Annotated in this window: 12 protein-coding genes and 3 tRNA genes; 7 read left to right on the top strand and 8 right to left on the bottom strand. The window is 72.8% G+C overall.

What is annotated here, in order from left to right:
* Nucleotides 1-168: 168 nt before the first annotated feature.
* Nucleotides 169-1,629 carry a N,N-dimethylformamidase beta subunit family domain-containing protein gene (locus C593_RS0105105; protein ID WP_018846229.1) on the top strand — a complete coding sequence of 487 codons (1,461 nt, stop codon included), beginning with the start codon at nt 169-171 and terminating at the stop codon, nt 1,627-1,629.
* Nucleotides 1,630-1,779: 150 nt separating this feature from the next.
* Nucleotides 1,780-2,679: a phosphoribosylaminoimidazolesuccinocarboxamide synthase gene (locus C593_RS0105110; RefSeq protein ID WP_018846230.1), complete on the top strand. Its 900-nt coding sequence runs from the start codon at nt 1,780-1,782 to the stop codon at nt 2,677-2,679.
* A gap of 100 nt (nt 2,680-2,779) precedes the next feature.
* On the opposite strand, the gene C593_RS0105115 is transcribed toward C593_RS0105110, so the two are convergent.
* From C593_RS0105115 to C593_RS0105150, 8 genes are all read right to left on the bottom strand, one after another.
* A tRNA-Gly gene (locus C593_RS0105115) sits at nt 2,780-2,855 on the bottom strand.
* A gap of 22 nt (nt 2,856-2,877) precedes the next feature.
* Nucleotides 2,878-3,486 (bottom strand): response regulator transcription factor, encoded by a 609-nt coding sequence (locus tag C593_RS0105120; protein WP_018846231.1) that lies wholly within the window; start codon nt 3,484-3,486, stop codon nt 2,878-2,880.
* The gene (locus tag C593_RS0105125; RefSeq protein WP_018846232.1) at nt 3,483-4,907 is read right to left on the bottom strand and encodes a sensor histidine kinase; all 1,425 of its coding nucleotides are present in this window, start codon (nt 4,905-4,907) and stop codon (nt 3,483-3,485) included. Before C593_RS0105125 ends, C593_RS0105120 begins: the two co-directional genes overlap by 4 nt.
* 128 nt (nt 4,908-5,035) lie before the next feature.
* Nucleotides 5,036-5,809 carry an ABC transporter permease gene (locus C593_RS0105130; RefSeq protein WP_018846233.1) on the bottom strand — a complete coding sequence of 258 codons (774 nt, stop codon included), beginning with the start codon at nt 5,807-5,809 and terminating at the stop codon, nt 5,036-5,038.
* Nucleotides 5,806-6,819 carry an ABC transporter ATP-binding protein gene (locus tag C593_RS0105135; RefSeq protein ID WP_018846234.1) on the bottom strand — a complete coding sequence of 338 codons (1,014 nt, stop codon included), beginning with the start codon at nt 6,817-6,819 and terminating at the stop codon, nt 5,806-5,808. Before C593_RS0105135 ends, C593_RS0105130 begins: the two co-directional genes overlap by 4 nt.
* A gap of 137 nt (nt 6,820-6,956) precedes the next feature.
* Nucleotides 6,957-7,029, bottom strand: a tRNA-Gly gene (locus tag C593_RS0105140).
* A gap of 79 nt (nt 7,030-7,108) precedes the next feature.
* A tRNA-Gly gene (locus C593_RS0105145) sits at nt 7,109-7,180 on the bottom strand.
* A 140-nt stretch (nt 7,181-7,320) separates the two neighbouring features.
* On the bottom strand, nt 7,321-7,659 hold the full coding sequence (locus C593_RS0105150) for a histone-like nucleoid-structuring protein Lsr2 (protein WP_486591074.1): 339 nt from the start codon (nt 7,657-7,659) through the stop codon (nt 7,321-7,323).
* 279 nt (nt 7,660-7,938) lie between these two features.
* Between C593_RS0105150 and purS the strand changes: the two genes are divergently transcribed.
* The 5 genes from purS (at nt 7,939) to C593_RS0105175 (ending at nt 12,777) form a co-directional block, all read left to right on the top strand.
* The gene (purS, locus tag C593_RS0105155) at nt 7,939-8,184 is read left to right on the top strand and encodes a phosphoribosylformylglycinamidine synthase subunit PurS (RefSeq protein WP_026277368.1); all 246 of its coding nucleotides are present in this window, start codon (nt 7,939-7,941) and stop codon (nt 8,182-8,184) included.
* Nucleotides 8,181-8,861 carry a phosphoribosylformylglycinamidine synthase subunit PurQ gene (gene purQ / locus C593_RS0105160; RefSeq protein WP_018846237.1) on the top strand — a complete coding sequence of 227 codons (681 nt, stop codon included), beginning with the start codon at nt 8,181-8,183 and terminating at the stop codon, nt 8,859-8,861. The genes purS and purQ overlap by 4 nt, the downstream gene beginning before the upstream one ends.
* Entirely contained in the window at nt 8,861-11,110 is a 2,250-nt protein-coding gene (purL, locus tag C593_RS28880; protein ID WP_018846238.1) for a phosphoribosylformylglycinamidine synthase subunit PurL, read from the top strand. Before purQ ends, purL begins: the two co-directional genes overlap by 1 nt.
* 115 nt (nt 11,111-11,225) lie before the next feature.
* Nucleotides 11,226-11,744, top strand: coding sequence for a winged helix-turn-helix domain-containing protein (locus C593_RS0105170; RefSeq protein WP_018846240.1), 519 nt, complete (start codon nt 11,226-11,228; stop codon nt 11,742-11,744).
* 97 nt (nt 11,745-11,841) lie between these two features.
* Nucleotides 11,842-12,777 (top strand): M23 family metallopeptidase, encoded by a 936-nt coding sequence (locus C593_RS0105175; RefSeq protein ID WP_018846241.1) that lies wholly within the window; start codon nt 11,842-11,844, stop codon nt 12,775-12,777.
* Nucleotides 12,778-12,785: the final 8 nt, after the last annotated feature.

The following is a 12,785-nucleotide window of genomic DNA, read 5'->3' on the forward strand; positions in this document are numbered from 1 at the left end:
GGGGCCCCGGGGAGGAGGCTCCTCGCGCCCGACCCGGAGCGGTCTCGTCCGCTTCACGTCAATTCGCGACGAACGGTGACGGAGTGAGCGCGTTATGTGATGTGCTGGAGACCGGCGCTGCACAGCTCGGCGCTGTGGCGGACCGGGGCACCGAGGGAGGGCGCTGACATGGGGGCGGAGCAGATCCGGCGATGGGAATCGGGCGCCCTCGCCCACGCGGTCAGCGATCCGTTCGGCCAGGGCCCGCTGCCCTGGCTGCGCGGCAGCGAGAACTACTTCGACGACACCGGCCAGGTCGTCCCCTGGTATGCCGACCCGGACCTGGCGCGCGGCGGCTCCGGCCGCCCCCGTACCGCCGACGACGTGCACCGCCAGATCAAGGGCTTCGCCTCCCCCGGGGCGGCCTCGCCGGGCGGCGCGATCGACTTCCACGTCACGGTGGACCCGCCCCAGCAGTTCTCCGTCGACGTCTACCGCATCGGCCACTACGGGGGCGACGGCGCAGCCAAGATCACCACCAGCCCGCGCCTCTCCGGCATCGTCCAGCCCGCACCGCTCACCGCCGACCGCACGGTCTCCTGCCACCACTGGTGGCTCTCCTGGCGGCTCCAGGTCCCCTCGTACTGGTCGGTCGGCGCCTACGTGGCCGTGCTGACCACGGCCGACGGGCACCGGTCGCACGTCCCCTTCACCGTCCGCGACGACCACCCGGCGGATCTGCTCCTCCTGCTGCCGGACGTGACCTGGCAGGCGTACAACCTCTACCCGGAGGACGGGCGCACCGGTGCCAGCCTCTACCACGCCTGGGACGGGGACGGCCGGCTGCTGGGCGAGCAGGAGGCGGCCACCACCGTCTCCTTCGACCGCCCCTACGCGGGCGCCGGCCTCCCGCTGCACGTCGGCCACGCCTACGACTTCATCCGCTGGGCCGAGCGCTACGGCTACGACCTGGCCTACGCCGACACCCGGGACCTGCACGCCGGCCGGGTCGACCCCACCCGCTACCGGGGCCTGGTCTTCCCCGGCCACGACGAGTACTGGTCGGTGCCCATGCGGCGGGCCGCCGAGCGGGCCCGGGACCACGGCACCTCCCTGGTCTTCCTCTCCGCCAACACCATGTACTGGCAGGTCGAGCTGCACGCCTCCCCGTCCGGGGTCCCCGAGCGGCTGCTGACCTGCCGCAAGCGCCGGGGCCCGGGCCGCTCCGCGCTCTGGCGGGAGATGGACCGCGCGGAGCAGCAGCTGCTGGGCATCCAGTACGCGGGCCGGGTCCCCGATCCCTCCCCGCTGGTGGTGCGCAACGCCGGGCACTGGCTGTGGGAGGCGACCGGCGCGGGCGAGGGCGACGAACTGCCCGGCCTGGTGGCGGGCGAGGCGGACCGGTACTTCCCGCGCACCGCCCTGCCCGAGCACGACGGCCGGATCCTGCTGGCCCACTCGCCCTACCGGGACGGCGAGGGCGCGGTCCGCCACCAGGAGACCTCGCTCTACCGGGCGCCCTCCGGGGCTCTGGTCTTCGCCTCCGGCACCTTCGCCTGGTCGCCCGCGCTCGACCGCCCGGGCCATGTCGACGCGCGGGTCCAGCGCGCCACCGCCAACCTCCTGGACCGGATCTGCAAACGCGACTGAGCAGGGGCAGAACCGGGCCGAGCGGGCCCAGAGGGCGTCCGGCGGATCAGGGCCCGTCAGGCCGGACGGGGCCCGCCCGCACCCTGGTCAGGAGAGTCCCGCCCGCATACGGGACAATCGGAGCCGTCGTATGTCTCCACGGGAGGAACCGTGTCCGGATTCGTCGAAAAGCCCGAGCCGCGCCAGGTGCCCGGCCTGGTGCATCTGCACACCGGCAAGGTGCGCGACCTGTACCGGAACGAGGCGGGCGACCTCGTGATGGTCGCCAGCGACCGTGTCTCCGCGTACGACTGGGTGCTGCCCACCGAGATCCCGGACAAGGGGCGGGTGCTCACCCGGCTGTCCCTGTGGTGGTTCGATCAGCTCCGGGACCTCGCCCCCAACCATGTGATCTCCACCGAGCTGCCCGCGGGCGCCCCCGCCGAGTGGGAGGGCCGCACCCTGGTCTGCCGCTCGCTGCGGATGATCCCCGTGGAGTGCGTGGCCCGCGGCTACCTGACCGGCTCCGGCCTCGCCGAGTACCGGGAGACGCGAACGGTCTGCGGCCTCGCCCTGCCCGAGGGGCTCAGGGACGGCTCCGAGCTCCCGGCGCCGATCTTCACCCCCGCCACCAAGGCCGCGGTGGGCGACCACGACGAGAACGTGAGCTACGAGGAGGTCGCCCGCCAGGTCGGCGCGGAGACCGCGGCCCTGCTGCGCCGCACCACGATCGACGTCTACGCGCGCGCCCGGGACATCGCCCGGGAGCGGGGCATCATCCTGGCGGACACCAAGTTCGAGTTCGGCCTCGACGGGGACGCGCTGGTCCTCGCGGACGAGGTGCTGACCCCCGACTCCTCGCGGTTCTGGCCGGCCGACACCTGGGAGCCGGGCCGTCCCCAGCCTTCGTACGACAAGCAGTTCGTCCGCGACTGGCTCACCTCGCCGGCCTCCGGCTGGGACCGCCGGAGCGAGCAGCCGCCGCCCGCCCTGCCCCAGGAGATCGTGGACGCGACCCGGGCGAAGTACGTGGAGGCGTACGAGCGCCTCACGGGCCTGAGCTGGTCCTGACCTTGCGGTGTGCCGGTGCCGTCCCCGCCCCCGCGGGCACGGTGCCGGCCCCGCGGGCACATGAAGAAGCCCCCGGCGATCCCGCCGGGGGCTTCTTCTGTGGAGCGGACGACGAGATTCGAACTCGCGACCCTCACCTTGGCAAGGTGATGCTCTACCAACTGAGCCACGTCCGCATGCGCCGTAGCGCGGAGCCCACTATACCCAACCTTTCCGCCGCGCGAGACGTACCGCCGTATGGCGGTTCTCGGCACCCAGCTTCGCGGCGGCCGAGGAGAGGTAGTTGCGCACGGTTCCCGGGGAGAGGGAGGCCCGTGCGGCGATCTCAGCGACCGGCGCGCCGTCGGCGGCCAGGGCCAGCACCTCGGCCTCCCGGGTGGTGAGCGGGGAGTCGCCGGCGGAGATCGCGTCGGCGGCCAACTCCGGGTCCACATAGCGGTTTCCGTTGTGCACGGTCCGGATGATCTCGGCGAGCCTGCGGGCGCTCACGGTCTTCGGCACAAAGCCCCGGACGCCCGCGGCCAGGGCCCGCTTCAGATGGCCGGGCAGTCCGTGGCTGGTCACGATCATGGTGCGGCAGCCGGGGAGTTCGTCCCGCAGACGTGTGGCGACCGTCACGCCGTCGGTGCCGGGCATCTGGAGGTCGAGCACGGCCACGTCCGGTCGGTGGGCCAGGGCCATGGCGAGCGCCTCGGGTCCGCCGGCCGCCTCGGCGACGACGGTCAGGTCGTCCTCCAGGGCGAGCAGGGCGGCGAGTGCGCCACGGATCAGATGCTCGTCGTCGGCGAGCAGGACGCGCACGCTCATACGGACTCCTTCAGGTCCTCGGGGTCGTCACGGCGGGAGCCGGTGCCGGTGCCGGCGTCGGCGTCGTCAAGGCCGGAGCCGGCGTAGGCGTCGGCGTCGTCAAGGCCGGACACGGAGCCGAGGCCCGCGCCGGGCGCGCCCGGCGGGACCCGGGCGACCACCCGGAAGCGGCCCTCCGGGACGGGCCCGGCCTCCAGCGTTCCGCCGACCGCCTGGAGCCGTTCGCGCAGCCCCGCGAGGCCGGATCCGGCGACGGGTGCGGACGGACCGGCCGGGGCGGCGCCGTCGTTCTCCACGGTCAGCCGCACGGCGTCGGGGGAGGTGTCCACGGTGACCGCGCAGTGCCGGGCGTCGCCGTGCCGGAGGACATTGGTCGTCGACTCGCGGACCACCCAGCCGAGGGCCGACCGCACCCGCGGCGACAGCGCGGCGAGTTCCGCGGCGGACCGTGCGGAGGGCGGCAAGCGAACCGTGCAGTCGATCCCGGCGGCGGCGAGCACACTCCGGGCGCCCTCCAGCTCCGCGCGAAGATCGGCCTCCCGGTAGCCGCGCACCACCTCCCGCACCTCACGCTGGGACTCGCGGGCGATCCGCTGGGCCTCGGTCATCTGGTCCACGGCCTCCGGCCGTCCCCGCTCGGCAAGCTGGACCGCCAACTCGGCCTTGAGCGCGATGACGGCGAGGTTGCGGCCGAGCACGTCGTGCAGGTCGCGGCCGAAGCGGAGGCGTTCCTCCGCGACGGCGAGCCGGGCCTGGACGTCGCGGGCGTCCCGCAGTTCCCACATCACGCCCAGCACCCACAGCGACAGCCGGACGGTGAGCGCCAGCCAGCCGGTGACGACGCCGACCGTGACGACGGCGACGATCGTGGTCGCGGCGTCCTGGCCGCCGAGGGGGAGGAGGACGGCCAGCACGGCGAGCACCGCCGCCTGGTGCAGGACCACCGTGCGCACCCGTGCGACCAGGCAGTGGGCGCTCATGACCGGCACCAGGCAGCAGCCGATCAGCAGCGGCACAAGACCGGTCGGATCGGCCCGGCCCGCGAGCGCGATCACCAGGACGACCAGGGCCGTGGTCGAGGCGGCCGCCGGGGCGGCGGCGCGCGGCGGGATCGGACGGTGCACCAGATAGGCGTTCATCGCGGTGCGGGCGAAGCGGTGGCACAGCACGCCGTTGAGCGGCACCAGCAGCAGGGCGGGCACCACCAGCAGGAGCGGGCCGTCCGTCCGGACCGGGCGGGTGAGCAGGCTCAGCAGGGTGCCGAGGACCGCGCCCCACTGGAGGACGTAGACCGTCCCGCGGGTGTAGAGGTCGACCTTGGCGAACCTGCTGCGGCCCCGCCAGCCCTTCCGGGCGGTGGCCCGGTCGTCCGCCGCCGTGTTCCCGGCCGGCCCGGCACCGGTCACCGTCGCGTCCGTCACGTCCCGCTCGCCCTCCGTCGTCGCTGCCCGGTCCCGGCCCAGTTCAAGGCGCCGCACGTCTCCAGGCGCCGTGCTGTTCAAGGCCCCGCCTCGTGCAAGAGCCGCCCCGCTCAGCGGCCCCGCCCCGCTCAGCGGCGCGGCTCCCAGCGGAACCACCGCCGCACAGCAAACACGGCCAGCCCGGTCCAGGCCAGTGCCGCACCCAGTGCCCAGGTCACCTCGCCGGTGTCCGCGCCGCCGAGCCAGCCGGCCCGCACCAGGGTCATCACCCCGGTCATCGGCAGGAACTCGCACACCGAGGCCATGCGCTCGGGCAGCATCTCCAGGGGCAGGAACAGGCCGGATCCGAGGGAGGAGACGAGGAGGAACGGCAGGGTGGTGATCTGCGCGCTCTCCACGGTCCGGGTGACGGCCGCCGTCGCCGCGGCCAGTGCGGCCGTCATCACGATGCCCACCAGTACGCCCGCGACCAGAAGTCCGGGGCGTTCGGGCGCGCCGAGGCCGAAGAACGCGACGCCGGCGACGAGCAGGGCGGCGCACTGCGCGAGGGCGACGGCCGCCGAGGGCAGCGCGGTCCCCGTCAGGATCTCGGTGTCGGACGCCTCGCCGGTGCGCAGCCGCTTGAGGACCAGGTCCTCGCGCCGGGCCACATAGGCGGAGACCAGGTTCATGTGCACGACGAAGAGCAGGGCCATGCCGATACCGCTGGTCATCACGGTGCCGGCGACGGTCAGTCCGGTGCCGTCGAGATCGAGGTTGCCGAGGGAGCCCTTGATCGCGCCGACCATCAGCGCGGGCATCAGGAGGGCGACGAACAGCGCCGACCTGTTGCGGACGAGCAGGGTGATCTCGGCCCGTCCGAGTGCCGTGAGCCGCCCCACGGTCGCCGTCGAGGTCGTCATCGGACACGCACCGCCTTGTCCTCGAAGTCTCCGTGGTCTGCGTGGTCTCCGTTGTCCCCGCCGCCACGGTGGCGCCCGCCGACGAGAGCGCCGTCGGGGCCGTGCTGTTCCCGTTGCGCGATGTCGAGGAACGCCTCCTCCAGGGAGGCGGACCGTGCGTCCAGGCCCCCGAGGACGACGTCCGACTCCCTTGCCCAGTCGATGAGCCGGCCCAGGTCCTGCTGGAGCTCGTGGGTGCGGATCTCGACCCGCTGCCCCTGCGCCCCGGCCCGCAGGCCCAGCGGCAGCCGGGCGGCGGGGACGGACCGGGGCAGGGTGAACCGGATACGCGCCGGGCGCCGGGCGGTGACCTCGGCCGGGGTGCCCGCCGTGACGATCCGGCCGCGGTGCATGATCGCCAGCCGGTCGGCCAGGGACTCGGCCTCCTCCAGGTAGTGCGTGGTGAGCAGCACCGTGGTGCCGGTGTCCCGCAGGGCGCGCACCAGGTCCCAGGTGTCGCGCCGGCCCTCGGCGTCGAGACCGGTGGTCGGTTCGTCGAGGAAGAGGACCTCGGGGCGGCCGAGGAGCGCGAGGGCCAGGTCGAGCCGCCGCCGCTCACCGCCGGAGAGCTGCTTGACGCGGACGCCGGCCCGGCCGGTGAGCCCGACCAGGTCCAGCGCCTCCGCGACGGGACGGGCGCCGGTGGTGCAGCCCGCCCACATCCGGGTGGTCTCGGCGGCGGTCAGATCGGACGGGAAGCCGCCCTCCTGGAGCATCACCCCGATCCGGGGGCGTACGGCGGCCCGGTCGCGCCAGGGATCGCGCCCGAGGACCCGGACCTTTCCGCCGCTCGCGGGCGCCAGGCCCTCCAGCAGCTCCACACTGGAGGTCTTGCCCGCCCCGTTGGTCCCGAGCAGGGCGAACACCTCACCGCGGCGGACGCCCAGGGAGATCCCGCGGACCGCCTCGAACCCGCCGCTGTAGACGCGGCGCAGGCCGTCGGCCTCGATCACGTACTCGTCGTCGGTCATGTCTCCAGGCTTCCGCCGCCGCGGGCACCGGGGCAGTGCGGGCTGTCATCGCCCCCGATGACAAATGTCATCCAGGGAAGGAGCGGCGGCCGGGAACGACGAAGGCCCCGATCCGTAGATCGGGGCCTTCGCTCACGAGCGGACGACGAGATTCGAACTCGCGACCCTCACCTTGGCAAGGTGATGCTCTACCAACTGAGCCACGTCCGCATTGCTCCCGCGCGGCTTTCACCGGGCGGTGCGCCACCACTCTACCTGATCCACAAGAGTGGCCGGTAAAGCGATGCGGAGCGGGTGACAGGAATTGCACACTGCGCCTTCCCCCTGGAAGGGGGATGTTCTACTACTGAACTACACCCGCACGCTCCTCGGGATCCGGCCTTCCGGCCTCGCCCCTCGGCGTGCTCCAGACTCTAGCCGATCACCCGGGGTGCCGTGCAACTCGCCTTCGCGGCGGGCCTCCGGAGCCGGCCCCGGAGGCCCGGCCCGGAGCGGGAGGTCTCAACTCGCCTCGCGGAACGCCTCGTAGACGTGCTTGGGGATCCGGCCGCGGGCGGGGACGTCCATCTTGCGGGACTGTGCCCAGGCGCGGACGGCCGCCGGCGCCGGCGCCAGGGAGGTGTGCCGGTACCCGCCGGCCGGGCGCTCGCGCTTCGTGCCGCCCGCCGCCCGCTTTCGTCCGGCCGCCATGTACGGAGCCAGTGCCTTGCGCAGTTTCTTGGCATTGGACGTATTGAGGTCGATCTCGTACGACTTCCCGTCGAGGCCGAACGTGACCGTTTCCGCCGCTGCTCCCCCGTCGATGTCGTCGGAGAGCTCGACCACTACTCGCTGAGCCACGGACATCGGTCCTTTCCCTGCGGTGCCGACGCTTCTGACGTGCGCAGACACCGGATTTTCGGCAGTCGAGGCGCAATGCTGCTTTCCTCTGTATTCCTTTGTACAGCGGTCGGCGGTGCATTGTGAAGCCCCGCCAATTGTCTGCGCGTGTCCGGTGCAAAGTGCTTCAGGATTGTGTCCGGGATTTCCCGGTCGTCCCTTCTGAATATCTACCCGCGTAGATTTTCCGGCCGGGTACGCTGAGGGAACCGCCCTCGCAACACACCACCGGGAGTGCCCGTGGCTCGCGTCGTAGTCGACGTCATGCTCAAGCCGGAGATCCTCGACCCCCAGGGGCAGGCGGTGCAGCGTGCACTGCCCCGACTGGGGTTCGACGGCATCGCGGACGTACGTCAGGGGAAGCGCTTCGAGCTGGAGGTGGACGGGCCGGTCGACGACGCCGCCCTCGCCCGCATCCACGAGATGGCCGAGACCTTCCTCGCCAACACCGTCATCGAGGACTTCGTCGTGAGGGTCGAGTCGTGACCGCACGCATCGGAGTCGTCACCTTCCCCGGGACGCTCGACGACCGGGACGCCCTGCGCGCGGTCCGTCTCGCGGGCGCCGAGCCGGTGTCGCTCTGGCACCGCGACAAGGACCTCCACCAGGTCGACGCGGTCGTCCTGGCCGGCGGGTTCAGCTACGGCGACTATCTGCGCGCCGGCGCCATCTCGCGCTTCTCCCCCGTGATGGAGACGATCATCGAGCAGGCCCGGGGCGGTATGCCGGTCCTCGGCATCTGCAACGGCTTCCAGATCCTCACCGAGGCGCACCTGCTGCCCGGCGCGATGCTGCGGAACAACCATCTGCACTTCATCTGCCGCGACCAGAAGCTGCGCGTCGAGAACGCGGACACCGCCTGGACCGCCGACTACGCCCGGGGCCAGGAGATCTCGGTCCCCCTGAAGAACATGGACGGCCGCTACACCGCCGACGAGCACACGCTCGACGAGCTGGAGGCCGAGGGCCGGGTCGCCTTCCGCTACCTCGACGTCAACCCCAACGGCTCGCTCCGCGACATCGCGGGGATCACCAACGCCGAGGGCAATGTCGTCGGCCTGATGCCGCACCCCGAGCACGCGGTGGAGCCGGGCATCGGAACCGGTGGCACCGACGGGCTCGGATTCTTCACCTCGATCCTCAAGAAGTTGGTCAGCGCCTGATGACTCTCGACACCGTCAAGCACGCCTCCGGGACCCCTGACGCCGAGCAGCCCTGGCGGGAACTCGGGCTCAAGGAGGACGAGTACACGCGCATCCGCGAGATCCTCGGCCGCCGGCCCACCGGCGCCGAGCTGGCGATGTACAGCGTCATGTGGTCCGAGCACTGCTCCTACAAGAGCAGCAAGGTCCATCTGAAGCAGTTCGGCGAGAAGGCCCCCGAGTCCGACGCCCTGCTCGTCGGCATCGGCGAGAACGCGGGTGTGGTCGACGTCGGCCAGGGCTACGCGGTCACCTTCAAGGTCGAGTCGCACAACCACCCCTCCTACATCGAGCCCTACCAGGGCGCGGCCACCGGAGTCGGCGGCATCGTGCGCGACATCCTCGCGATGGGCGCCCGCCCGGTCGCCGTGGTGGACCCGCTGCGCTTCGGCGCGGCCGACCACCCCGACACCAAGCGCGTGCTGCCCGGTGTGGTCGCCGGCATCGGCGGCTACGGCAACTGCCTGGGCCTGCCGAACATCGGCGGCGAGGTCGTCTTCGACTCCTGCTACCAGGGCAACCCGCTGGTCAACGCCGGCTGCATCGGTGTGATGAAGCACGAGGACATCCACCTGGCGAAGGCCTCCGGCGCGGGCAACAAGGTCATCCTGTACGGCGCCCGCACCGGCGGCGACGGCATCGGCGGCGTCTCGGTCCTCGCGTCCGAGACCTTCGACGACTCGAAGCCCACCAAGCGCCCCGCCGTCCAGGTCGGCGACCCGTTCCAGGAGAAGCTGCTCATCGAGTGCACCCTGGAGATCTTCAAGGAGAAGCTGGTCGCGGGCATCCAGGACCTCGGCGGCGCCGGGCTCTCCTGCGCCACCTCGGAGCTGGCGAGCGCCGGCTCCGGCGGTATGCGCGTCGAGCTGGACCGCGTCCACCTGCGCGACGCGACCCTCTCGCCCGAGGAGATCCTCATGAGCGAGTCGCAGGAGCGCATGTGCGCGATCGTCGAACCGGAGAAGGTCGACCGCTTCCTCGCCATCTGCGAGAAGTGGGACGTCATCGCCACCGTGATCGGTGAGGTCACCGACGGCCAGCGGCTGGAGATCTTCTGGCACGGCGAGCAGATCGTGGACGTGCCCCCGCGTACGGTCGCCCACGAGGGCCCGGTCTACCAGCGCCCGTACGCCCGCCCGTCCTGGCAGGACGCGCTCCAGGCCGACGACGCGAACGCGCTGCCCCGCCCGGCCACCTCCGAGGAGCTGCGCGCCCAGGTCCTGAAGCTGGTCGCCTCCCCGAACCAGGCCTCCAAGGCGTGGATCACCGACCAGTACGACCGCTTCGTGCAGGGCAACACCGTGCTCGCCCAGCCCGAGGACGCGGGCATGGTCCGCATCGACGAGGAGACCAACCTCGGCGTGGCCATGGCGACCGACGGCAACGGCCGGTACGCCAAGCTCGACCCCTACACGGGTGCGCAGCTCGCGCTCGCGGAGGCGTACCGGAACGTGGCCGCCTCCGGCGCGAAGCCGCTGGCGATCTCCGACTGCCTCAACTTCGGCTCCCCCGAGGACCCGGACGTGATGTGGCAGTTCGCCGAGGCCACCCGCGGTCTCGCGGACGGCTGCCTGGTGCTCGGCACCCCGGTGACCGGCGGCAATGTCTCCCTCTACAACCAGACCGGGGAGACGGCGATCCACCCCACCCCGGTGGTGGCGGTCCTCGGTGTGATCGACGACGTCACGCGCCGCACCCCGATCGCCTTCGCCGAGGAGGGGCAGCTGCTCTACCTGCTCGGTGACACCCGCGAGGAGTTCGGCGGCTCGGCCTGGTCGCAGGTCGTCCACGACCACCTCGGCGGTCTGCCGCCGGCCGTGGACCTGGAGCGGGAGAAGCTGCTCGCCGAGATCCTGATCTCGGCCTCCCGCGACGGCATGATCGACGCGGCGCACGACCTCTCGGACGGCGGTCTGATCCAGGCCGTCACCGAGTCCTGCCTGCGCGGCGGGAAGGGCGCCCGGCTGGTCGTCCCGGACGGCCTGGACGCGTTCACCTTCCTGCTGAGCGAGTCGGCCGGCCGCGCGGTCGTCGCCGTCCCGCGCAGTGAGGAGCTCCGCTTCACCGACATGTGCGGTGCGCGCGGGCTGCCCGCGACCCGGATCGGCGTCGTCGACGGCGACGCGGTCGAGGTCCAGGGCGAGTTCGGCATCCCGCTCGCCGAACTGCGTACGGCGCACGAGGAGACCGTCCCGGGTCTGCTCGTCTGACCTCGCGCCCTTCTCCGCACGGCATCCAAGCCCCGCCCGGTCCGTCCGGGCGGGGCTTCGGCGTTCCCCTCGGCGACCCTTGCACGCTTATACGTAATTACGTAATCTCAGAGCCATGGAACTGGAGGAACGGGTCGCGGCGCTGGAGGCGCGGTTGGCCGCGCTGGAAGCCGCCGCGTCCGGCGCGGCCGGTGCTCCCGGTGCCGCGGACGGCGATTTCTGGGCCCTCGACGGGCTGAAGCAGCAGCTCGACGGCCTCGGCGCGGAGGACGGCGGGGTGCTGTTCACCGGCGCCGTCCGGCTGCCGCCCGGCGAGCGCTACGAGTGGCAGTACGCCCTCGCCACCGAGTCCCTGCTGGGCGAGGAGAGCGAGGAGTGGGCGGACCGCGCCGAACCGCTGGCCGCCCTCGGGCATCCGGTCCGGCTGCGGCTGCTGCGCGAGATCCTGGCCGGCCGCCGTACCGCCGCCGAGCTGGCCGAGCTGGCGGGGCTCGGCACGACCGGCCAGATCTACCACCATCTGCGCCAGCTCAGCGGCACCGGCTGGCTGCACCCGGCCGGCCGCGGCCGCTACGAGGTGCCCCCCGCGCGGGTCGTCCCGCTGCTGGTGGTGCTGACCGCCGCACGACCCTGACCGCCCCCGGGCCGGGGAACCCCGCCATCCGGCTCCGACCGCGGGGTTCCCCGGCCCGGCGGAGACGACGCCCGACACGACGCGACAGGGGAAGCCCATGACCGCCCGCACCACCCTCAAGATCCTCGCCGCGGTGCGCAGGACCGCCTGGCTGGCGTTCTTCGCCTGCGTCACCAGCACCTTCCTGGTCGACTGGCCCTTCGGCCGGTTCTGGCTGTGGCTGCCCGCCCTGCTCGCCCTGGCGATCGGGCTGGGGACGGCCGTACACCACCGGCGCGCCGTCCGGCTGCGGCGGCGCGAGGCGGTCGAGGTGGGCCCGCCCGTCTCGGGCCGCTGGACCGCCCTGCACAGCCCCGCCGACCGCACCCCGAGCCACGGCACCCACACCTACGGCCAGACCTACGCCATCGACGTCATCGCCGAGCCGGAGGACCGGCCCCGCCCCGCGTTCGCCGCACTGTGGCCCCTGGCCCGCCCCGCGCGGGACTTCCCCGCCTTCGGGGCCCCGCTCCACGCGGTGGCCGACGCCACCGTGGTGCACTGCGAGGACCGGCAGCGCGACCACCTCAGCCGCAACTCCGTGCCCGCCGCCCTCTTCATGCTCTTCGTGGAAGGCTCCTTCCGGGACATCGGCGGCCCGCGCCGGGTCCTCGGCAACCATCTGGTCCTCGACCTCGGCGACGGTGTCCACGCGGTCTACGGGCATCTGCGGCGCGGCTCGCTCACCGTGCGCCCCGGGGACCGGGTGAGCGCCGGGCAGGTGATCGGCGCGTGCGGCAACTCCGGCAACTCCAGCGAGCCGCATCTGCACTTCCAGCTCATGGACGGCCCCGATTCCGAGACCGCGTACGGCATCCCGTTCCACTGGCGCGGGGTGGGTGTGCCCGCGAACGGCGAGGCGTTCACGGCCGGCCCCGCCGCCGCCCCCGCCGCCCCCGGTCCGCTCGCACGGTCCGCTCGGGAGTCCGCTCCCGCCCGGCCCGCCCGGGAGCCCGTCCCGGGCGGCGGGCCCACGGCCCCGCCCGCGCCGTAGGCTCGGAC

The organism is Streptomyces sp. CNT372 (assembly GCF_000377145.1).

Coding starts and splice junctions, on each gene's coding strand:
- C593_RS0105135 (WP_018846234.1), bottom strand. CDS start 6,819: ATGACCGACGACGAGTACGTGATCGAGGCCGACGGCCTGCGCCGCGTC.
- C593_RS0105130 (WP_018846233.1), bottom strand. CDS start 5,809: ATGACGACCTCGACGGCGACCGTGGGGCGGCTCACGGCACTCGGACGG.
- C593_RS0105105 (WP_018846229.1), top strand. CDS start 169: ATGGGGGCGGAGCAGATCCGGCGATGGGAATCGGGCGCCCTCGCCCAC.
- C593_RS0105175 (WP_018846241.1), top strand. CDS start 11,842: ATGACCGCCCGCACCACCCTCAAGATCCTCGCCGCGGTGCGCAGGACC.
- purL (WP_018846238.1), top strand. CDS start 8,861: ATGACTCTCGACACCGTCAAGCACGCCTCCGGGACCCCTGACGCCGAG.
- C593_RS0105170 (WP_018846240.1), top strand. CDS start 11,226: ATGGAACTGGAGGAACGGGTCGCGGCGCTGGAGGCGCGGTTGGCCGCG.
- C593_RS0105120 (WP_018846231.1), bottom strand. CDS start 3,486: ATGAGCGTGCGCGTCCTGCTCGCCGACGACGAGCATCTGATCCGTGGC.